General features: G+C 73.3%; 18 protein-coding genes and 1 pseudogene. 9 read left to right on the forward strand and 10 right to left on the reverse strand.

Translation table 11 applies throughout. The features are described from left to right. The first annotated feature begins 204 nt into the window (after window positions 1–204). Window positions 205–1,038, forward strand: a complete 834-nt coding sequence (locus K6I34_RS11085; protein ID WP_229324781.1) for a maleylpyruvate isomerase family mycothiol-dependent enzyme — start codon at window positions 205–207, stop codon at window positions 1,036–1,038. A gap of 97 nt (window positions 1,039–1,135) precedes the next feature. Then, window positions 1,136–1,741, forward strand: coding sequence for a Clp protease N-terminal domain-containing protein (locus K6I34_RS11090; RefSeq protein ID WP_229324783.1), 606 nt, complete (start codon window positions 1,136–1,138; stop codon window positions 1,739–1,741). 48 nt (window positions 1,742–1,789) lie between these two features. Here the strand turns inward: K6I34_RS11090 and K6I34_RS11095 are convergent, their stop codons facing one another. The 3 genes and pseudogenes from K6I34_RS11095 to K6I34_RS11105 all read right to left on the reverse strand — a co-directional run bounded on the left by K6I34_RS11095 (window position 1,790) and on the right by K6I34_RS11105 (window position 6,063). Beyond that, window positions 1,790–3,199 (reverse strand): NAD(P)/FAD-dependent oxidoreductase, encoded by a 1,410-nt coding sequence (locus K6I34_RS11095; protein WP_229324813.1) that lies wholly within the window; start codon window positions 3,197–3,199, stop codon window positions 1,790–1,792. Window positions 3,200–3,238: 39 nt separating this feature from the next. Further along, entirely contained in the window at window positions 3,239–4,066 is an 828-nt protein-coding gene (locus tag K6I34_RS11100) for an inositol monophosphatase family protein (RefSeq protein ID WP_229324785.1), read from the reverse strand. A 174-nt stretch (window positions 4,067–4,240) separates the two neighbouring features. Further along, window positions 4,241–6,063: pseudogene (locus K6I34_RS11105) on the reverse strand (gamma-glutamyltransferase family protein). A gap of 163 nt (window positions 6,064–6,226) precedes the next feature. Between K6I34_RS11105 and K6I34_RS11110 the strand changes: the two are divergent. Then, a complete protein-coding gene (locus K6I34_RS11110; protein WP_229324787.1) occupies window positions 6,227–7,282 on the forward strand; it encodes a biotin/lipoate A/B protein ligase family protein in 1,056 nt (351 codons plus the stop codon). 62 nt (window positions 7,283–7,344) lie between these two features. Here the strand turns inward: K6I34_RS11110 and K6I34_RS11115 are convergent, their stop codons facing one another. The 4 genes from K6I34_RS11115 to K6I34_RS11130 all read right to left on the reverse strand — a co-directional run bounded on the left by K6I34_RS11115 (window position 7,345) and on the right by K6I34_RS11130 (window position 12,015). Next, entirely contained in the window at window positions 7,345–8,343 is a 999-nt protein-coding gene (locus K6I34_RS11115) for a TIGR03842 family LLM class F420-dependent oxidoreductase (RefSeq protein WP_229324789.1), read from the reverse strand. A 38-nt stretch (window positions 8,344–8,381) separates the two neighbouring features. Then, window positions 8,382–9,782, reverse strand: coding sequence for a dihydropyrimidinase (gene hydA, locus K6I34_RS11120; protein WP_229324791.1), 1,401 nt, complete (start codon window positions 9,780–9,782; stop codon window positions 8,382–8,384). After that, window positions 9,779–11,107 (reverse strand): aspartate aminotransferase family protein, encoded by a 1,329-nt coding sequence (locus K6I34_RS11125; protein WP_229324815.1) that lies wholly within the window; start codon window positions 11,105–11,107, stop codon window positions 9,779–9,781. Before K6I34_RS11125 ends, hydA begins: the two co-directional genes overlap by 4 nt. 65 nt (window positions 11,108–11,172) lie before the next feature. Beyond that, the gene (locus K6I34_RS11130; protein ID WP_229324793.1) at window positions 11,173–12,015 is read right to left on the reverse strand and encodes a nitrilase-related carbon-nitrogen hydrolase; all 843 of its coding nucleotides are present in this window, start codon (window positions 12,013–12,015) and stop codon (window positions 11,173–11,175) included. 196 nt (window positions 12,016–12,211) lie between these two features. Between K6I34_RS11130 and K6I34_RS11135 the strand changes: the two genes are divergently transcribed. The 5 genes from K6I34_RS11135 to K6I34_RS11155 all read left to right on the forward strand — a co-directional run bounded on the left by K6I34_RS11135 (window position 12,212) and on the right by K6I34_RS11155 (window position 16,755). After that, a complete protein-coding gene (locus tag K6I34_RS11135) occupies window positions 12,212–12,652 on the forward strand; it encodes a MarR family winged helix-turn-helix transcriptional regulator (protein ID WP_229324795.1) in 441 nt (146 codons plus the stop codon). Window positions 12,653–12,660: 8 nt separating this feature from the next. Further along, complete coding sequence (locus K6I34_RS11140; protein WP_229324797.1) at window positions 12,661–13,968, forward strand: MFS transporter; 1,308 nt, start codon at window positions 12,661–12,663, stop codon at window positions 13,966–13,968. 64 nt (window positions 13,969–14,032) lie between these two features. After that, window positions 14,033–14,584: an isochorismatase family protein gene (locus K6I34_RS11145; protein WP_229324799.1), complete on the forward strand. Its 552-nt coding sequence runs from the start codon at window positions 14,033–14,035 to the stop codon at window positions 14,582–14,584. 183 nt (window positions 14,585–14,767) lie between these two features. After that, the gene (locus K6I34_RS11150; protein ID WP_229324801.1) at window positions 14,768–16,243 is read left to right on the forward strand and encodes an AlkA N-terminal domain-containing protein; all 1,476 of its coding nucleotides are present in this window, start codon (window positions 14,768–14,770) and stop codon (window positions 16,241–16,243) included. A gap of 5 nt (window positions 16,244–16,248) precedes the next feature. Then, entirely contained in the window at window positions 16,249–16,755 is a 507-nt protein-coding gene (locus K6I34_RS11155; RefSeq protein ID WP_229324803.1) for a methylated-DNA--[protein]-cysteine S-methyltransferase, read from the forward strand. Between the two features lie 20 nt (window positions 16,756–16,775). Here the strand turns inward: K6I34_RS11155 and K6I34_RS11160 are convergent, their stop codons facing one another. The 3 genes from K6I34_RS11160 to K6I34_RS11170 form a co-directional block, all read right to left on the reverse strand. Further along, on the reverse strand, window positions 16,776–17,363 hold the full coding sequence (locus K6I34_RS11160; protein ID WP_229324805.1) for a hypothetical protein: 588 nt from the start codon (window positions 17,361–17,363) through the stop codon (window positions 16,776–16,778). Further along, window positions 17,360–17,650, reverse strand: coding sequence for a hypothetical protein (locus K6I34_RS11165; protein WP_229324807.1), 291 nt, complete (start codon window positions 17,648–17,650; stop codon window positions 17,360–17,362). Before K6I34_RS11165 ends, K6I34_RS11160 begins: the two co-directional genes overlap by 4 nt. Window positions 17,651–17,763: 113 nt before the next feature. Continuing rightward, the gene (locus K6I34_RS11170; protein ID WP_229324809.1) at window positions 17,764–18,519 is read right to left on the reverse strand and encodes a Sir2 family NAD-dependent protein deacetylase; all 756 of its coding nucleotides are present in this window, start codon (window positions 18,517–18,519) and stop codon (window positions 17,764–17,766) included. Between the two features lie 334 nt (window positions 18,520–18,853). On the opposite strand from K6I34_RS11170, the gene K6I34_RS11175 reads away from it, so the two are divergent. Then, window positions 18,854–19,316, forward strand: a 463-nt coding sequence (locus K6I34_RS11175; RefSeq protein WP_229324811.1) for an SH3 domain-containing protein, incomplete at its 3' end; no start/stop codon positions are given.

Consider the following 19,316-nt stretch of genomic DNA (forward strand, 5'->3'; position numbering starts at 1 on the left):
CTCGATAGGGGCGCGGGGAACTGCGCGACCAGCCACGTACAACCGGTGGCCGCGCGCCGAGCGCAAGTGGCACCCCGGTAGGCGCAGGCCGAAGACAGCCCGCAGCCGCGCTGCCAAGCGCAAGCGGCACCCCAGCAGGCGCCCAGACCCCCCGGGGGGGCGGCAGCCCGGTTCGGCACCAGCCGGAAGGGGGAAAGGGGGACCATGGACCCCCTGCCGCACTTCCGCAGTGAAGCCGCAGCCTTCGAAGCCCTGCTCCGCCGAGGAGCAGGGCGGCCGGCTCCCACGGTGCCCACCTGCCCCGAGTGGTCGGTCGCCGACCTCGCCCTGCACCTCGGCACCGTCCACCGCTTCGTCACCGCCGTCGTCGCCCACGGCGTCGGCGCGCCGCCCGAGGACGCGAAGCCGTCCCTCGATCACCCCGGCCTCGGAGTCCCGGCGGAGCACGACGGCTGGCCGGAGCCGGACCGGGCGCCGAACACCGGGCCGCTCCCGTCAGGCATGGCCGACTGGTTCGCGGCGGGAGCCGCCGGGCTGGAGGAGGCGCTCGGAACGGCCGACACGGCCAAGCCGGTGTGGGCGTGGGGAGCCGACGCGACCGTCGGGTTCTGGGCGCGCATACAGACCATCGAGACGGCCGTCCACCGCTGGGACGCCGACAACGCCACCGGCGATCCCCGGCCGCTCGCCCCCGAGCTCGCAGCGGACGCCGTCGCCCAGACCTTCGAGGTGATGGCCCCCGCCCGGCGGGCCTGGCGGCAGGCCCCGCCGGCCGCGGGCGAGCGGTTCCGGTTCCGGCAGACGGACGGGGACGGCGACTGGACCGTCCACTTCGACGGCGACGACGTCCGCCTCACCCGGGGCCGGGGCCAGGGCCAGGAGCGGGGCCGGGACGGCGCGGACAGCGACGTCGAGCTGGCGGGCACCGCGTCGGACCTCGCCCTCTTCCTCTGGCGGCGCGTCCCCGCCGACCGGCTCGACGTGACGGGGGACCGGGCCGTCCTCGACCGCTACTTCGACCTCGTCCCGCCGAGGTGACCGACGGGACCGGCCGTTCCCACGTCCATGTAGGTTGACGTGCGCGGGACCGGGCTTCCGGCCCGGCCCCGTGACGGCACCTCAGGAGGTAGGCAGAATGTTCGAGCGGTTCTCGCTGAACGCGCGGATGGCGGTCGTACAGGCCCAGGCGCAGGCCCGTGAGCTGAAGCACCCGTGGATCGGCCCGGAGCATCTGCTGATCGGCATCGTCACCCAGGAGAACGCGCCGCATGCGCTGACCCGCCGCGGCATCACCGTCGAGACCTGCCGGAAGGCGCTCATCACCACCGTGGGCGGCGGCGCGGGCCTGTCCGACGAGGACGCGGCCGAGCTCCTGAAGAACGGCTTCCCCGTGCCGGGACACCCGCTCGCGCCGCCCGAGCCCAAGCGGGGGCTCTTCGGCCGCCGCAAGCCCGAGCCGGCCCCCGGCCTCCTGACGTTGGAGCAGGCGCTCGCGCAGCACATCCCGTTCACGGTGAGCGGGCACCGGGCGCTGCGGACCTCCGCCGAGGTCCCGGTGGAGCAGGAGGGCGACATGATCGCGCTGCCCCACCTCACCTACGCCGTCGCCGACCCCGGGAACGCGGTGATCGACCGCATGTTCGGCTTCCTGGGGACGGACACGGTGACCGTACGCACGGAGGTCCTCGCCGAGCTGAAGGAGCTCCTGGCGGTCTGGCCGGACCTCACGAAAAAGGACTGACCTCGTGAAAAAGGACTGACCTCGCGAAAAGGGCTGAGGGAGGGCGGGCTACCGGCGTGCCCTGAGCCGCCGCCACACCGCCCGTGCCGCGTGGTGCCCGGACATCCCGTGCACACCGGGCCCCGGCGGCGTGGCCGAGGAACACAGGAAGACGTTCGGCCGCGCCGTCGCGTAGGGCACCCGCGCGAGCTTCGGCCGGATCAGCAGCCGCAGGCCCGCCACGGATCCGGTGGCGATGTCCCCGCCGACGTAGTTCGCGTTCCGCGCGGCCATCTGCGGCGGCCCCGCCGTCGCCCGCGCCAGCACCAGGTCGCGGAAGCCGGGGGCGAACCGCTCGATCTGGCGCTCGATCACCTCCGTGGCGTCGCCCTCCCAGCCGTTCGGCACATGCCCGTACACCCAGAACGTGTGCTTGCCCTCCGGCGCCCGCGTGGGGTCGACGATGCTGGGCTGCGCGGTGATGAGGAAGGGCACGGCGGGGTCGTCGCCCCGGAGCGCCGCGCCGAGCGCCGCGTCGATCTCCCCGTACGTCGGCCCGATGTGCACCGTGCCGGCCCGGCGGGCGGCCTCCGAGGTCCACGGCACGGGGCCGCTCAGCGCGTAGTCGATCTTGAAGACGGAGGGCCCGTAGCGGAAGTGCTCGTACGCGTTGCCGAGCCCGGCGATGCGCGCGAGGGCGGTCGGTGAGGTGTCGAAGACGTACGCGCGGGCGGGCGGCAGCTCGTCCAGCCGTTTGACCTCGAAGCCCGTGTGCAGCGTCCCGCCGTGGGCGCGCATGTACGAGGCGAGGGCGTCGGCGATCGCCTGGGAGCCGCCGCGCGGCACCGGCCAGCCGCCCGCGTGCGCGGCCAGCGCGAAGAGCAGCGCCATGCCCCCCGTGCCGAAACCGGACAGCGGGGCGATGCCGTGCGCCGCGAGCCCCGCGAACAGCCCGCGGGCCTTCGCGTCCTGGAAGCGGCGTGTCAGCAGCGCCGCGGGCTGCGCGGCGAACAGGCCGAAACGCGCGTAGAGCACCGGGTCGCTCGGCAGCCCCAGCCACGCCGTGCGCAGGAAGTCGGAGGCCACCGTGTCCCACCGGCCGTGGAAGGGCGCGACCAGCCGCCGGTACGCCCCGGCGTCACGCGCCCCCAGCGACTGTGCCGTCTCGCCCACGCTGTGGGACAGCACGGCGGCGTCCCCGTCGGGGAACGGGTGCACCATCGGCAGCTCGGGATGGATCCACTCCAGGCCGTGGCGGGCCAGCGGCATCCGTGTGAAGGCGGGGGAGCCCACCGCCAGCGGATGCACGGCGGAGCACGGGTCGTGCCGGAAGCCGGGGAGGGTGAGCTCCTCGGTGCGCGTGCCGCCACCGATCCCGTCCGCCGCCTCGAACACCTCGACGGCGAGACCGCGGCGGGCCAGTTCGGCGGCGGCGGTCAGCCCGTTGGGCCCGGCACCTACGACGACCGCGTCGAGCATGGTGGTTGGCACCGGGCGCCACTCCCCTCGTCCCGTGGATCAGCCGGCGGACGCCAGCAGCCCCAGGATATGCCGGACCGTCACCTCGTCCCGCGCGGCGGCGAACGGCAGGGCGTTGCCGCCCGCTATCCGGAACGGCTCGCCCGCGACGGTGCCGCTCGCCCCGCCCGCCTCGGCCACCAGCAGCAGCCCGGCCGCGTGGTCCCAGGCGTTCTCCCACGAGAAGGCGACCGCGTCGACGAGCCCGCGCGCCACGTTCAGGTACTCCAGACCGGCCGAGCCGCACAGGCGCGGCGCCACACCCTCCGTGCGCAGCGCCGCCAGGACGCGCTTCTGCTCGTCGTCGGTGAAGTCGTCGTGCGAGGTGGCCACTTCCAGGACCTTGCCGGGCCCGGGCGAGCCGGCGTGCAGCGGGACGCCGTTGAGCACGGCGCCCTGGCCGCGGCGGGCGACGGCCATCAGCTCCAGGGCGGGCGCGTACGTCCAGGAGGCGAGCAGCTCGCCCCGGTGGGCCAGGCACACGAGGGTGGTGAAGCCGGGGTCCCCGTGCACGAACTGCCGGGTGCCGTCCACCGGGTCCACTATCCAGACGGGGGCATCGCCACGCAGCGCGTCGAGGATGCCCGGGTCGGCGTGCACGGCCTCCTCGCCGACGACGACGGAGCCGGGCAGCAGAGCCGTGAGCGAGGCGGTCAGGTGCTCCTCGGCGAGCCGGTCGGCGACGGTCACCAGGTCGTGCGGGCCGTTCTTCTCGACGATCTCGTCCGCGGCGAGCTGCCGGAAACGCGGCATGATCTCGGCGGCGGCCGCCTTGCGGACCGCCTCCTCGACGTTGTTCAGGTCACCTGCGAGAAAGTCAACGATCATATGTCCATCGAACCACGCCCCACCGACAATCGGAGGCGTGGTGATGGCCACACCATGACGCTCAGGTGAACGGCTGTCTGGCGGCTGTCTGAACGGGACGGCTGTCTGAACGGGACGGCTGTCCGAACGGCCGTCCTCGCCGTCGGCAGCGCCCTTCTCAGCGGCCCACCGCTCTCAGCGGCCCACCGCGTACCCCTGCATCCCGCGCGGATTGGCGGCCGCCGCCAGCACACCCGTCTCCGGGTCGCGCGCCACCGCGCACAGCCGCCCCTCCGACCAGGGCGGGCCCACGGTCACGTCGTGGCCGCGGCGCCGCAGCTCCTCGACGACGCTCCCGCCGATCCGTTCCTCCACGGTGACGGAGCCGGGCCGCATGGTGCGCGGGTGGAAGGAGCCGGGGAAGGAGTCCTGGTGCCAGTTGGGCGCGTCGATCGCGCCCTGGAGGTCGGGCCCGCCCCGCCACCGCGGGCGCAGCGCCACGCCGAGGAAGAAGTGCAGCTGCCACTGGTCCTGCTGGTCCCCGCCGGGCGTGCCGAAGGCCAGCACGGGCTCGCCGCCGCGCAGCGCGAGGGACGGGGTCAGGGTCGTCCGCGGTCTGCGTCCGGGAGTGAGGGAATTGGGCAGCCCGGGTTCGAGCCAGGTCATCTGGAGTCGCGTGCCGAGGGGGAAGCCGAGCTCCGGGACCACCGGGTTCGACTGGAGCCAGCCGCCGCTGGGCGTCGCGGAGATCATGTTGCCCCAGCGGTCGACGACGTCGAGGTGGCAGGTGTCGCCCCGGGTCACCCCGTCGGGGCCGACGGGAGGCTCGTCGCCGGTCGTGACGGTCGGCTCGCCCGCGCCCGCCAGGAGGAGCGGCACGTCCGGGACGGCCGCGCCCTCCAGCACATGGCGGGGGAGGCGGGGGTCACGACCCGAGGGGCTGCCGGGGCGCAGCTCGTACGAGGCGGTGTCGTCGATCAGCTTGCGGCGGGCGGCGTTGTAGTCGTCCGAGAGAAGGCCGTGGTGGCCGTGGAGGGGCACGTCGGACGCGTCCCCGTACCAGGCCTCGCGGTCGGCCATGGCGAGCTTGCCGCCCTCGATCAGCGTGTGGACGTAGTCCGCCGTGCCGTACTCCGGCAGGCCGCCGTTCAGCAGGGCGAGCTGCTGGAGGAGGACCGGGCCCTGGGACCAGGGGCCCGCCTTGCAGACGGTCCAGCCGTTCCAGTCGTACGTGACCGGGTCCTCGTAACGGGCCCGGAACCCCGCGAGGTCGTCACCGGTGAGCGGGGCCGCGTGCCGCTCGCCGGAGGAGTCCAGGGTGGGCCGGGCGGCGGCCCGTACCAGGGCCTCGGCGACGAACCCCTCGCGCCAGGCACGGCGGGCCGCGTCGATGCGCCGCTCCCGGCCGCCGCCCGCCGCGTCGGCCTCGGCGAGGAGACGGCGCCAGGTGGCGGCGAGCGCCGGGTTGCGGAAAAGGCGGCCGGGGGCGGGCGGGCGCCCGCCGGGCAGGTACACCTCGGCCGACGCCGTCCACTCCGTGGCGAACAGCTCCTCACGGCCCGCACGGTCCGGGTCACCGCGCCGACGGGCGGGTGGCCGTGCTCCGCGTACCCGATGGCGTACGACAGGACGTCGGCGAGCGATCTGGTGCCGTGGTCGCGCAGGAGCAGCGCCCAGGCGTCGAACGCGCCCGGCACCGCGGCCGCCAGGGGGCCGGTGCCGGGGACGAGGGACAGCCCGAGCGAGGTGTAGTGCGCGATGCTCGCCCCCGCCGGGGCGGGCCCCTGCCCGCAGAGCACCCGCACCGGGCCGCCCGCCGGGGCGAACACGGCGGGCACCTCGCCCGCGGGCCCGTTCATGTGCGGCTCGACCACCTGGAGGACGAACCCCGCCGCGACCGCCGCGTCGAAGGCGTTGCCCCCGCCCTCCAGCACGGCCATCGCCGACTGCGAGGCGAGCCAGTGCGTCGAGGAGACCATGCCGAAGGTGCCCTGGAGCGTGGGCCGCGTCGTGAACATGACCTCTAGGAAGGCAGATCACCGAGCCGCCGCGCAATACCGCCGCACGCGCGGAGCGGGATCGCGGACCGCCCGGGGAGGGGACGGCCTGCGGTGGAGTTACGGTTGATTCCGCCGGTCGGCCGGGTGGCCGACGGGAAAGAGCGAGCGGGAGGACGCGGCCGTGCACGGCGAATACAAGGTTCCGGGCGGAAAGCTCGTCGTCGTGGACCTGGAGGTCGAGGACGGCGCGCTGCGCCACGTCCGGGTGGCCGGTGACTTCTTCCTGGAGCCCGACGAGGCGCTCCTCGACATCAACCGCGCCCTGGAGGGCGCCCCTGCCGACATGCCCGCCCCGCAGCTCGCCGCGCGCATCGACGCGGCGCTGCCCGAGGGCACGGTGATGTTCGGCTTCTCCGCCGAGGCCGTGGGCATCGCGGTCCGCCGCGCGCTGGCCCAGGCCACCGACTGGCATCACTACGACTGGCAACTCGTCCACGACGGCCCGCAGTCCCCGGCCCTGCACATGGCCCTGGACGAGGTGCTGACGACCGAGGTCGCGGCCGGCCGCCGCCCGCCGACGCTGCGGGTGTGGGAGTGGGGCGCGCCCGCGGTGGTCATCGGCAGCTTCCAGTCCCTGCGCAACGAGGTCGACCCGGAGGGCGCGGAACGCCACGGCATGACCGTCGTCCGGCGGATCAGCGGCGGCGGCGCCATGTTCATCGAGCCCGGCAACACCATCACCTACTCGCTGTGCGTGCCGGACGCCCTCGTGCAGGGCCTGTCCTTCGCCGACAGCTACGCCTACCTCGACGACTGGGTCCTCGGCGCCCTGGAGGGCATGGGCGTCAAGGCCTGGTACCAGCCCCTCAACGACATCGCCACCGAGGCGGGCAAGATCGCGGGCGCCGCCCAGAAGCGCGTCGTCTCCGGCGACGGCGCGGTGCTGCACCACGTGACCATGGCCTACGACATCGACGCCGACAAGATGCTCGACGTGCTCCGCATCGGCAAGGAGAAGCTCTCCGACAAGGGCACGAAGTCGGCCAAGAAGCGCGTCGACCCCCTGCGCCGCCAGACGGGCCTGCCGCGCGACGCCGTCATCGAGCGCATGGTGGCCTCCTTCCGCGACCGCTACGGCCTGGCCGACGGCTCGGTCACCCCGGAGGAGATGGCCCGCGCCGAGGAGCTGGCCCGGACCAAGTTCTCCTCGCCGGAGTGGACGGCGCGGGTGCCGTAGCCGTCGGTCCGGTCCGGGCCGGGGCGGCCCGGGCGGGGACGGGCGCGGGACCGGACGGCTCGTCAGGTCAGCGCCGGGACGATGTGCTCGCCGTACGCGTCGATGGTCGCCTCCTTCGCGTCGTGCATCGCGTACACCGCGAACTGGTCCACGCCCAGCTCCCGCAGCCCCTCCAGGCGCTCGCGGTGGGCGGCCACCGGGCCGAGCAGGCAGAAGCGGTCCACGATCTCGTCGGGCACGAAGTCCGTGGAGGGGTTCCCGGCGCGGCCGTGGTGGCTGTAGTCGTACCCCTGGCGCTGCTCGATGTACGCCGTGAGGGCCTCCGGGACCAGGCCCGAGTGGGCGCCGTAGCGCTCGACGAGGTCGGCCACGTGGTTGCCGACCATGCCGCCGAACCAGCGGCACTGGTCCCGGGCGTGCGCCAGGTCGTCGCCCACGTAGGCGGGCGCGGCGACGCAGATGGTGAGGGAACCGGGGTCGCGCCCGGCGTCGGCGGCGGCCTTCCGTACGGCCTTGACCATCCACTCGGTGAGGAAGGGGTCGGCGAGCTGGAGGATGAAGCCGTCGGCCTCCTGCCCGGCCAGGGCGAGCGCCTTGGGGCCGTACGCGGCCATCCAGACGGGCAGCCTGCCGTCCCGCACCCAGGGCAGCTTCAGCGTCGTGCCACCCACGTCCGCCTCGCGGCCCTCGGCGAGGTCACGGATGACGCGCATGGACTCGCGGAGTCTGGCGAGGGTGTTGGGCTTCCGCCCGGCCACGCGCATCGCCGAGTCGCCGCGACCGATGCCGCACACCGTGCGGTTGCCGTACATGTCGTTGAGCGTGGCGAACGTGGACGCCGTGACCTCGGGCGTGCGGGTGGAGGGGTTGGTGACCATGGGGCCTACGATCAGCCGCTCGGTGTGGTCGAGGATCCGGCTGTGGATGACGAAGGGCTCCTGCCACAGCACGGCGGAGTCGAAGGTCCAGCCGTAACGGAAACCGGAGCGCTCGGCGCGGCGCATCAGGTCCACCACGGCGGAGGCGGGCGGGTCGGTCTGGAGGACGAGTCCGAAGTCCACGGCGGTGCTCCTTACGGGAGTTGCGGGAATTACGGGAGTTATGTGAGGTACTGACAGGTGGTGCGGGGGACGTAGCGGCCGTGCCCGGCGCGTCCCGTGAACCGGCGGCCGTCGATGACGGGTTCGCCGCGGGAGAGCACGGTCTCCACCTGCCCGGTGATCCGCCTGCCCTCGTAGGCCGAGTAGTCGACGTTCATGTGGTGGGTGCGGGCGGAGAGGGTCTGCTGGGCGTGCGGGTCGTAGATGACGAGGTCGGCGTCGCCGCCCGGCACGATGCTCCCCTTGTGCGGGGCGAGGCCGAACATCCGGGCGGGCGCGGCGCAGGCGATCTCGATCCAGCGGCGGCGGCTGATGCGGCCCTCGACGACGGCCTGGTGGAGGAGGTCCATCCGGTTCTCCACGCCGGGCAGGCCGTTGGGGATCTTCGAGAAGTCGCCGCGGCCGAGCTCCTTCTGGCCGGAGAAGCAGAACGGGCAGTGGTCGGTGGAGACGACCTGGAGGTCGTCCGTGCGCAGCCCGCGCCAGAGTGCCTCCTGGTGCTCCTGGGGCCGCAGCGGCGTCGAGCAGACGTACTTGGCGCCCTCGAAGCCGGGCTCGGCGAGGTTGTCCGTGGACAGGAAGAGGTACTGCGGGCAGGTCTCGCCGAAGACCGGCAGGCCCGCGTCACGCGCCTGCGCCAGCTCGGCGAGGGCCTCCCGCGCGGAGACGTGCACGACGTAGAGGGGGCTGCCCGCCACGCGCGCGAGCTGGATCGCCCGGTGGGTGGCCTCCGCCTCCAGCAGGGCCTTGCGGACCTCGCCGTGGTGGCGCGGCTCGGTGTGCCCGGCGGCCAGGGCCTGCTCGACCAGCACGTCGATGGCGATGCCGTTCTCGGCGTGCATCATGATCAGCCCGCCGTTGCCCGCGGCGCGCTGCATGGCCCGCAGGATCTGCCCGTCGTCGCTGTAGAACACCCCGGGATAGGCCATGAAGAGCTTGTACGAGGTGACGCCCTCGCCCACGAGGAGGTCCATCTCCTTGAGCGCGCCCTCGGTGACGTCGGACAGGATCATGTGGAAGGCGTAGTCGATCGCGCAGGTGCCCTGGGCCTTGGCGTGCCAGGTGTCGAGCCCCTCGCGCAGCGCCCCGCCCCGGGGCTGGACGGCGAAGTCGACGACGGTCGTGGTGCCGCCCCACGCCGCGGCGCGGGTGCCCGTCTCGAAGGTGTCGGAGGAGGCCGTGCCGCCGAAGGGGAAGTCGAGGTGCGTATGGGCGTCGACCCCGCCGGGGATCACGTACTTGCCCGTGGCGTCGAATGTGCGGTCCACCGTCCAGCTCCGGGCGAAGTCGCTGTCGGGCGTGGCCAGGGCGGCGATCCTGCCGTCCTCCACGAGGACGTCCGCCCGTGTCTCCTCGGCGGCGGTGATGACGAGCCCGCCGCGAACGGCCGTTCTGGTCATGGCCGGTCTCCTCCCTCGGCTCCCGCCGGTCCTCCGGGCTCCGTCGTCTTCTGGTCGTCGGCGCTGTCGTTCAGGGCGCGCTGCACCTCGCCCAGCGCCTCCGCGAGGATCGCCGCCCCTTCCTCCGCCTCGGCGACGGTGAGGGACATCGGCGGGGCGATCCGCAGGACGTTGGCCTCGCGCCCGCCCTTGCCGATCAGCAGGCCGCGCTCGCGGGTGAGTTCCAGCGCGAGGGAGGCGGCGTCCGGCGCGGGGGAGCCGTCGGGCCGCACCAGCTCGATCCCCGCCATCAGGCCCCGGCCGCGCACCTCGCGGACGGCGGGGAGACCCGCCGTGACCGCGCGCAGCCGCTCCAGGAGGAGGCCGCCGACCCGGCGGGCGTTGCCCTGGAGATCGTGCTCCAGCAGATACGTGAGATTGGCCAGCCCGGCGGCCATGGTGACGGGGCTGCCGCCGAACGTCGAGATGGAGTTGGCGGACAGGCAGTTCATCACCTCGGCCCGGGCGACGACACCGCCGATCGACATGCCGTTGCCGATGCCCTTGGCGAAGGTGAGCAGGTCGGGCGGGCCGCTCGCCCCGTGCGCCTGCCAGCCCCAGAAGTGGTCGCCGGTGCGGCCCCAGCCGGTCTGCACCTCGTCGGAGATCCACAGGATGCCGTGGCGGGCGAGGACGTCGCGGAACGCCGCGTACAGCCCGTCCGGCGGGGAGGTGAATCCGCCGACGCCCTGCACCGGTTCGGCGATCAGGGCCGCGACATTGCCGTGCGCCTGCCCGAGGACGTCCTCCAGGTCGGCCACGCAGGCCGCGATGAACTCGGCGTCGGACAGGGCGGCGTACGGACCGCGGCCGCGGACACCGCCGTGCACATAGAGCGTCTGGAGCGGGGAGAGACTGGTGGGCGACCAGGAGGTGTTGCCCGTGACGCCGATCGAGGAGAAGGAGCGGCCGTGGTAGCTGTTGCGCATGGCCAGGACCTGGTTGGACCGGCGGTGGGTGGTCGCCAGCAGAAGAGCCGCGTCGTTGGCCTCGGTGCCGGAGGTGGTGAAGAAGACGCGCGCGTCGGGGATGCCGGACAGGGAGGCGATCCGCTCCGCCAACTCGACCATGTGCCGGTCGAGATAGAGCGTGGAGGTGTGCAGGATGCGCCCCGCCTGCTCGGCGACCGCCTTGGTGACCTCGGGCAGGGCGTGGGCGGTCATGGTGGTGAGGATGCCGCCGAAGAAGTCCAGGTAGCGGCGGCCCCCGGAGTCCCACACATGGCGGCCCTCGCCGTGGGTGAGCTCCAGCGGCTCGCGGTAGTACAGCGCGAGCCACTCGGGCATGACGGCCCGGTGCCGGACGTGCAACTGCCCGGCGGGGGAGGGCCCGTGATCGGACGGGACGGCACTCACGGGCGCACCAGCCCGTCGTACGCGTCGGGCCTGCGGTCCCGGTAGAACGCCCACTGCTGCCGCACCTCGTCGATCAGGCCGAAGTCGAGGTCGCGCACCACCAGCTCCTCCTTGGTGTCGCTCGCGACCTCGCCGACGAACTGGCCCCGCGGGTCCACGAAGTACGACGTGCCGTAGAAGTCGTCGTCCCCGTACTCCTCCTGGCCCACGCGGTTGATCGCGGCGACGAAGTACTCGTTGGCGACGGCCGCGGCGGGCTGCTCCAGCTTCCAGAGGTGGGCGGAGAGGCCGCGCGAGGTGGCGGAGGGGTTGTAGACGAGCTGGGCGCCGGCCAGCCCCAGCGCACGCCAGCCCTCCGGGAAATGGCGGTCGTAGCAGATGTAGACACCGACCTTGCCGACGGCCGTGTCGAACACGGGCCAGCCCAGATTGCCCGGCTTGAAGTAGTACTTCTCCCAGAAGCCCTTGACCTGGGGGATGTGGTGCTTGCGGTACTTCCCCAGATAGCTGCCGTCGGCGTCGATGACGGCCGCGGTGTTGTAGTAGAACCCGGACTGCTCGATCTCGAAGACGGGCACGACGATCACCATGCCGGTCTCCCGGGCGAGCTCCCGCATCCGGCGGACCGTGGGCCCGTCGGGGACCTCCTCCGCCCAGCGGTAGTGCTCGCTCTCCTGCACCTGGCAGAAGTACGGGGCGTTGAAGACCTCTTGGAAGCCGATCACCTTCGCGCCCTGCGCGGCGGCGGCGCGGGCGTGCTCCTCATGCTTGGCGATCATCGACTCGGTGTCGCCGGTCCAGCTCGCCTGAACCAGCGCTGCGCGCACAACACTTGCCATGAGCTGCTCCTTTGCCGGGGCGTCAGCCAGGCTGACACGCGTAGATCCACGTGTGCCTGCGACCGTATGGCCCGTCACGCTCGGTGGCAAGACCAGCACGCGAGCTGTGGATAACTCCGGTGCCGGTGCCGTCGGCGATGCCGGAAAAATAGCAGAGAAACTTGCAAGTTTCTCTTCCTGTCTCTACGGTGGGATCATGCCCGACACAGAACAGGAACGCGCCGCGGCCGATCTCGCCGCCGCCGTCTCCCAGCTCATGCGGCGCCTGCGCGCGGCCTCGCCCCAGGGCGCCCTCACCCCCTCGCAGCGCACCGTGATCGGCCGCCTGGCCAACGACGGCCCCGCCACGACCGCCGCCCTGGCCCGCGCGGAACTCGTCCGCCCCCAGTCCATGCGGGTGATCCTCGGTGTCCTGGAGGAGGCGGGCCTGGTGGCCCGCTCCCCGCACCCGACGGACGGACGCCAGGTGCTCTTCTCCCTCACCCCCGAGGGGGAGGAGGCCGTCACGACCGTACGGTCCGCCAAGCACGGCTGGCTCGCCGACGCGATCGAGCACCGCCTCGACCCGGACGAACGCCGCACCCTCGCCGAGGCCACCCGCCTGCTCAAACGCCTGGTCGAGGAAGTCGAGGAATGAGCGCGCCGATGGACCGGGGCTTACAGGACCCCGAACGCCCGCCTACGGCTCCTGCCGACAGGGGCCGCAGCGGCAGCGGTAGCAGCAGCGGCGAGGCTCCGCCCGGCTTCAGCGGCCGCTTCATGGCACCCCTCCTCCTCGGCTCCGTGCTCAATCCGCTCAACACCACGGCGATCGCCACCGGGCTCGTCGCCATCGGGCGGGACTTCGGTGTCGGGCCCTCCGGGACCGGGTGGCTGGTCTCCTCGCTCTACTTCGCCAGTGCCGTCGCGCAGCCCGTGATGGGCAGGCTCGCCGATCTCCTCGGGCCGCGCCGGGTCTTCCTCTCCGGGCTCGTGCTGGTGTGCGCGGCGGGCCTGCTGGGTACGCTGGCGCCCGGTTTCGCCTGGCTGATCGTCGCCCGCGTCCTGCTCGGCGTCGGCACCTCCGCCGCCTACCCCGCCGCGATGACCATGCTCCGCGTCGAGGCCGCCCGGGTCGGCCACGAGCCACCGCGCACCGTCCTCGGCAGACTCTCCCTCGCCGCGCTCGGCAGCGCCGCCGTCGGCCCCGCGCTCGGCGGCCTGCTCACCGCCACCACCGGCTGGCGCGGCATCTTCGCCTTCAACGTCCCGCTCGCCCTGATCCCCCTCGTCCTCGGCCTGCGCCTGCTGCCGCGCGACGGTGACCGCCGGACGACGGGCGGAGACGAGCCGCAGCCGCAGCCTCGGCCGCAAACCGAGCGCACCCCGCTGCCCGCGCTCCTGCGCGACGGGCCACTCGCCCGCACCTACCTGCGGCACGGGCTCACCTACCTCACCCTCTACTGCACGCTCTACGGCTTCACCCAGTGGCTGGAGGAGGCGCACGGCTACTCCTCGCTCGGCACCGGGCTCCTCATGCTCCCCATGTCCGGCGCCGCCGCGCTCTGCTCGCTCCTCGGCGCCCGTACGAAGGGCATCCGCGCGCCCCTCGTCACCGTGTCCGTCCTGCTCGCCCTCGGCAGCGGAAGTCTGCTCCTGACCGACAGCGGCACCCCGGTCGCCCTGCTCCTGCTGACGTCCGCGCTCTTCGGCGTCCCGCAGGGGCTCGCCTCCACCGGCAACCAGGCCGCCGTCTACACCCAGGCGCCGCCCGGCGGTGTCGGTGCCGCGGCCGGGCTCCAGCGCACCGCCCAGTACGCGGGCGCCATCGCCGCCACCGGTCTGCTCGGGCTCTGCTTCGGCGCCCGGCCCACGGATACGGGGCTGCACCAGCTCGCCGCCGTCACCGGCGTGCTCGGCCTGCTGGTCGTCGTCCTGACCGTCACCGACCGCGCTCTGCGCACCCGCGAATAGACACCCGCAAATAGACACCCGCGAATAACCCCACGCAAATACCCCCGACCCACAGGAGGAAAACATGGCCGCCACCACGCTCGACCCCAGGACCGCGCTCGTCCTCATCGACCTCCAGAAGGGCATCCTCGGCCTGCCCACCGCGCACCCGGCCGACGAGATCCTCGCCCGCGGCGCCCAACTGGCCGCCGCCTTCCGCGCGCACGGCCTGCCGGTCGTCCTCGTCCGCGTCGTCGGCGCCGCGCCCGGCCGCTCCGAGGTGTCCCTGCGCGGCGGGGCACTCCCGGCCGACTGGGCCGAGCCGGCACCCGAACTCGACCGTCAGGACGGCGACATCGTGGTCACCAAGCACACCTGGGGCGCGTTCCACGGCACTGACCTCGACCTCCAGCTCCGCCGCCGCGGCGTCACGCAGATCGTCCTCGCGGGCATCGCGACCGGCGCGGGCGTCGAGTCAACCGCCCGCGCCGCCCACGAGCACGGCTACCACGTGACCGTCGCCACCGACGCCGTCACCGACCCCGACCCCGAGATCCACCGCGTCGCCGTGGAGAAGATCTTCCCGCGGCTCGCCGAGACCGACACCACGGACACCATCCTGAAGCTCCTCGGCTGATCCGGCTGATCCGAAGGACCGGCTGATCTGAAAGACCGGCCTGCGCTCCGCCCGGACACGGCGGGGCGCCCCACCGAATGAGCATGGCGTCGGGTGCCCGCCGATTCGCGGCGCCCGACGCCACCGCATATCCATGTCGGATTTCCGCGAGCCTTTACGGCCCGTACGGCCGATGCTGGAGGCATGTACACCGACTTCGACCGCTGTGTCAGGGCCGTGCGGTCCAAGGACGCCCGCTTCGACGGGTGGTTCTACACCGCCGTGCTCACCACGCGCATCTACTGCCGTCCGAGCTGCCCGGCCGTGCCGCCGAAGGACCGGAACATGACCTTCTACCCGAGCGCGGCCGCCGCCCAGCAGGCCGGATTCCGGGCCTGCAAGCGCTGCCGCCCGGACGCCAGCCCCGGCTCCCCGCAGTGGAACGAGCGCGCCGACCTCGTCGCCCGCGCCATGCGCCTCATCGGCGACGGCACGGTCGACCGCGAAGGCGTCACCGGGCTGGCCGCCCGCCTCGGCTACAGCACCCGCCAGATCGAGCGCCAGCTCCTCGCCGAACTCGGCGCGGGCCCGCTCGCCCTCGCCCGCGCCCAGCGCGCCCAGACCGCCCGCGTCCTCGTCGAGACCAGCGAACTGCCCATGACGGACGTCGCGTTCGCGGCGGGCTTCTCCTCGATCCGCACCTTCAACGAGACCGTGCGCGAGGTCTTCGCCCTCACCCCGAGCGAACTGCGCGACCGCGCCGCCCGCGCCCCGCGCTCCGCCGCGCCCGGCACGCTGACACTCCGGCTGCCGTTCCGCAGACCCCTGTGCCCCGACAACCTCTTCGGCCACCTCGTGGCCACCGCCGTACCCGGCGTGGAGGAGTGGCGTGACGGCGCGTACCGCCGCACTCTGCGCCTCCCGTACGGCCGCGGCACCGTCGCCCTGAGCCCGCGCGCCGACCACATCGACTGCCGGCTCGCCCTCTCCGACCTGCGCGACCTGGCCGGTGCCATCAACCGCTGCCGCGGCCTCCTCGACCTCGACGCGGACCCCGAGGCCGTCGACGAACTGCTCGCCGCGGACGAGGCGTTGGCGCCCCTGGTCGCCGAGGCCCCCGGGCGGCGGGTGCCGCGCACCGTGGACCCGGAGGAGTTCGCCGTACGGGCCGTGCTCGGACAGCAGGTCTCCACCGCGGCCGCGCGCACCCTCGCCGCCCGCCTCGTCACCGCCCACGGCGAACCCGTCGACGACCCCCTGGGCGGTGGCCTCACCCACCTCTTCCCGTCTCCCGAGGCGCTCTCCGCACTCGCCCCCGAGTCCCTCGCCATGCCCACCGGCCGCCGTACCACGGTGCTGCGGCTCGTCCGGGCGCTCGCCGACGGCGAACTCTCCCTCGGCGTCGGCAGCGACTGGGCCCGTGCCGAGGCCCGGCTCGCCGAGCTCCCCGGCGTCGGGCCCTGGACCACCGGCATCATCGCGATGCGCGCCCTCGGCGACCCCGACGCCTTCGTCCCCACCGACCTCGGCGTCCGCTACGGCGCCGCCGCCCGGGGCCTCCCCGCGACACCCGCGGCCCTGACCCGGCACGCCGCCGCCTGGCGGCCGTGGCGGGCGTACGCCGTCCAGTACCTCTGGGCGGCACAGCCCCACCCCATCAACGACATGCCCGAGGACTGAGCACCATGCGACGCGTACACACCGTCACCGACAGCCCCGTCGGCCCCCTGACCCTCGTCGCCACCGACGGCGTCCTCTCCGGCCTCTACATGACCGGCCAGCGCCACCGGCCCCCCGAGGAGAACTTCGGCGAACGCGACGACACGCCGTTCACGGAGGCCCTGCGCCAGCTGGGGGCGTACTTCGCGGGCGACGCGACCGGCTTCGAGCTGCCCCTGCGGCTGAACGGCACGCCGTTCCAGCGCCGCGTCTGGGCGGAGCTCCAGGAGATCCCGTACGGCGAGACCGTCTCGTACGGCGAACTCGCCACGTGCATCGGCAGCCCCACCGCCTCCCGTGCCGTCGGCCTCGCGAACGGCAAGAACCCCGTCGGCATCATCGTCCCCTGCCACCGCGTCGTCGGCGCCGACGGCAGCCTCACGGGCTACGGCGGCGGGATCGACCGCAAGCGCAGGCTCCTGGCCTTCGAACGCGGCGCGGACGGCCCCATGGAGCAGACCTCGCTGTTCTGAACACAGGGCGACAGGGTTTGCTACGAGCCCTGCCGCAGCGGGCGCTTGTAGTACGCCCACGGGAACGAACCGGGCCCCACCTGGATCCAGCCCTCCGCCTCCAGACGGCGACGGCGGGTGCCGACGGCGAACGGGACGCGGCGGTGCTCCCACGGGTGGTCCGACGCCTCGACCACGTGGAAGAACGGGCCGTAGTCGACGACGTGCCAGCCGTCCAGGCCCGCCTCCGCGAGCGCGGCCATCTCGTCGAAGGCCGTCAGTGGGGTCAGTACGCGGCGCTCGGGCGTGCCCGGCCCGCCGGGCGACGCGTCCGGCGCGGCCGCGCCCTTGGCGGCGAAGCGCTGCTGCGCGGCCTGACGGCTCACGCCCAGGACGCCTCCGACGGTGTCCCAGCTGTGGCCCGCGGCCCGCGCGCCCTGCACCGCCTCGCGCAGGAGGCGGCTGGTCTCCTCGGCGCCGATCCGGGTGGCGGCCACCAGGCGGAGATAGCCCGCCGGGTCGTGCTCCAGCGATTCGGCCAGGCCGTCCGGCGCGCTGAGGACGGCGCCCGCGATGCCCTCGCGGATGGCCGCGGCCTCCTCCGGGCCGATCGGTTCGGTGTCGCTCATCGCGCGCCGCCCGGCGTGCGCAGCGGCTCCAGGGCGTCCAGGGTCTCGCGGTCCCGCCGCGCCTGCTCGGACTGGGCGCGGGTCGCATACAGCGCACCCGAGACGAGCACGAGGGCGATCAGGACGATCACCGCGGCGGCGATCAGCACGATGGTGCCCACCGTGCTGTTGTGGTCCATCGTCCGCATGCCCATGAAGATCAGGGCGATCGCCATGGGGAGCATGCCCAGGGAGGAGGCGAGGAGAGCGGTCTTGCGATCGGCCGGCGGGCGCGCTTCGGTGGTCATGATGTCAAGATTTCCTTGACGCCGATCGTTTGTCAACCTTTCCTTGACGCACTGCCGGGAGGGTCGGCACGCTGGTGCCGGCCCGCTTCCGCTTCCGGGGAAGTCGGGGGGAGTCAGGGCGCGGCGATCCGGTCCAGCAGGGCGGACAGCGCGGTCCCGATCGGTTCGCGTACCAGCTCGTCCGCCCGGTCGTCGTACGGCGTCGGCTCCGCGTTGACGATGACCAGCCGGGCGCCGTGGTCGGCGGCCAGCCCCGCGAGTGCGGCGGCCGGGTGCACCTGGAGGCTCGTCCCCACGGCGATGAACAGGTCGCATGCCTTGGTCACCGCCACGGCCTCGCCCAGTACCGCCGGGTCCAGCGATTCGCCGAACATCACCGTCGCGGACTTGAGGATCCCGCCGCACGCCTCGCACGCCGGGTCCGGATCGCCCGCGTCGACCCGGGCCAGCGCCTCCTCCATGCCCGAACGCGCCTTGCAGCGCGTGCACTGCACCGAGCGTGCGGACCCGTGGAGTTCGAGCACCTTGCGGGCGGGCACGCCGGCCAGCTGGTGCAGCCCGTCGACGTTCTGCGTGATCACGCGCACCGGGGTGCCGGACCGCTCCAGCCGCGCCACGGCCTCGTGCGCCGTGTTCGGCCTCGCCCGCAGCGCGGGGCCGTCCCGCCGCATCCGCCAGGACCGCTTCCGGATCTCCGGATCGGCCATGTAGTACGTGTACGTCACGAGCTTCTCGGCCTCCGGGTCGCGCCGCCACAGCCCGTTCGGGCCGCGGTAGTCGGGAATCCCGGAGTCCGTGGAGATCCCCGCGCCACTCATGATCACCACAAGGGGGCGCCGCCCGCCGAGCTCCGTGTCACTGCCGCTCATGGCGCGAGCGTACGCAGCCCCCTCCGGGTCCGCGACGGCATTTCACCGTCTGATGGGTGGCCGGATCGGCTTTCACGACACCTGGTGTTCACCGATCTGTGGATGTGTCGACATTTCAGGCGTGATGGTGCGAGGAGCGGCACTGTTGCCGAGATCCGAGATTTATCGACTTTTTGACTTTTCATCCCTCTGGGGTCGTTTTATCGTCCCGCACCTCCCACGTGCGGGTGACCTGAAGCCCGCATTCGGGCCTGGGTCCGGTCTCGTCTCGCCCGAGCGCTCGGGCCGCTGTGGTCCTGTGCCACTCCGGGTTCCTGAGAGTGAAAGGGGCGACATGTCGCTTTTTGGAAGGCAGGCCGGAAGCCTGGCCGCCCGGCGCGGGACCGTCACCCTGGGCGTGATGGTCGCGCTCTGCGCGCCGGCGGGCGGGGCATCGGCGGGCGGGGCGCTCTCCGCGGTCGCGCGAGGCCGGTACGAGGGGATTCCCGGCCAGGTGATCTCCAAGGTCGGCCAGAACGTACGGAAGGAGCCGACGACCGCGTCGCCGGTCGTCCGCAGATACGGTCCCGGCGCGCGGGTCCGCATCGACTGCAGGACGGACGGCGAGTACATCGACGGGGACAAGTACTGGTACCGGCTCGCCGACGGCGGCTGGATGAGCGCCCGCTACGTACGGGCCTTCGGCACGGTGCCGCTGTGCCGGAGCGGCGGCCACGACCACGGTCACGAACATGGGCATGAGCACGGCCACGGGTCTCCTGCGGGGCCGAAGGGGTCGAAGGGGCCGAAGGGGGACC

Source organism: Streptomyces sp. UNOC14_S4, from assembly GCF_020740835.1.
Taxonomy (GTDB): Bacteria; Actinomycetota; Actinomycetes; order Streptomycetales; family Streptomycetaceae; genus Streptomyces.

Bases quoted from the DNA above. Each gene is read 5' to 3' on its own strand.
- K6I34_RS11140 (WP_229324797.1), top strand. From the start codon at position 12,661: ATGGACCGGGGCTTACAGGACCCCGAACGCCCGCCTACGGCTCCTGCC.
- K6I34_RS11090 (WP_229324783.1), top strand. From the start codon at position 1,136: ATGTTCGAGCGGTTCTCGCTGAACGCGCGGATGGCGGTCGTACAGGCC.
- K6I34_RS11100 (WP_229324785.1), bottom strand. From the start codon at position 4,066: ATGATCGTTGACTTTCTCGCAGGTGACCTGAACAACGTCGAGGAGGCG.
- K6I34_RS11165 (WP_229324807.1), bottom strand. From the start codon at position 17,650: ATGACCACCGAAGCGCGCCCGCCGGCCGATCGCAAGACCGCTCTCCTC.
- K6I34_RS11130 (WP_229324793.1), bottom strand. From the start codon at position 12,015: ATGGCAAGTGTTGTGCGCGCAGCGCTGGTTCAGGCGAGCTGGACCGGC.
- K6I34_RS11085 (WP_229324781.1), top strand. From the start codon at position 205: ATGGACCCCCTGCCGCACTTCCGCAGTGAAGCCGCAGCCTTCGAAGCC.
- K6I34_RS11160 (WP_229324805.1), bottom strand. From the start codon at position 17,363: ATGAGCGACACCGAACCGATCGGCCCGGAGGAGGCCGCGGCCATCCGC.
- K6I34_RS11145 (WP_229324799.1), top strand. From the start codon at position 14,033: ATGGCCGCCACCACGCTCGACCCCAGGACCGCGCTCGTCCTCATCGAC.
- K6I34_RS11135 (WP_229324795.1), top strand. From the start codon at position 12,212: ATGCCCGACACAGAACAGGAACGCGCCGCGGCCGATCTCGCCGCCGCC.
- K6I34_RS11150 (WP_229324801.1), top strand. From the start codon at position 14,768: ATGTACACCGACTTCGACCGCTGTGTCAGGGCCGTGCGGTCCAAGGAC.
- K6I34_RS11155 (WP_229324803.1), top strand. From the start codon at position 16,249: ATGCGACGCGTACACACCGTCACCGACAGCCCCGTCGGCCCCCTGACC.
- K6I34_RS11170 (WP_229324809.1), bottom strand. From the start codon at position 18,519: ATGAGCGGCAGTGACACGGAGCTCGGCGGGCGGCGCCCCCTTGTGGTG.
- K6I34_RS11095 (WP_229324813.1), bottom strand. From the start codon at position 3,199: ATGCTCGACGCGGTCGTCGTAGGTGCCGGGCCCAACGGGCTGACCGCC.
- K6I34_RS11125 (WP_229324815.1), bottom strand. From the start codon at position 11,107: ATGCCCGAGTGGCTCGCGCTGTACTACCGCGAGCCGCTGGAGCTCACC.
- hydA (WP_229324791.1), bottom strand. From the start codon at position 9,782: ATGACCAGAACGGCCGTTCGCGGCGGGCTCGTCATCACCGCCGCCGAG.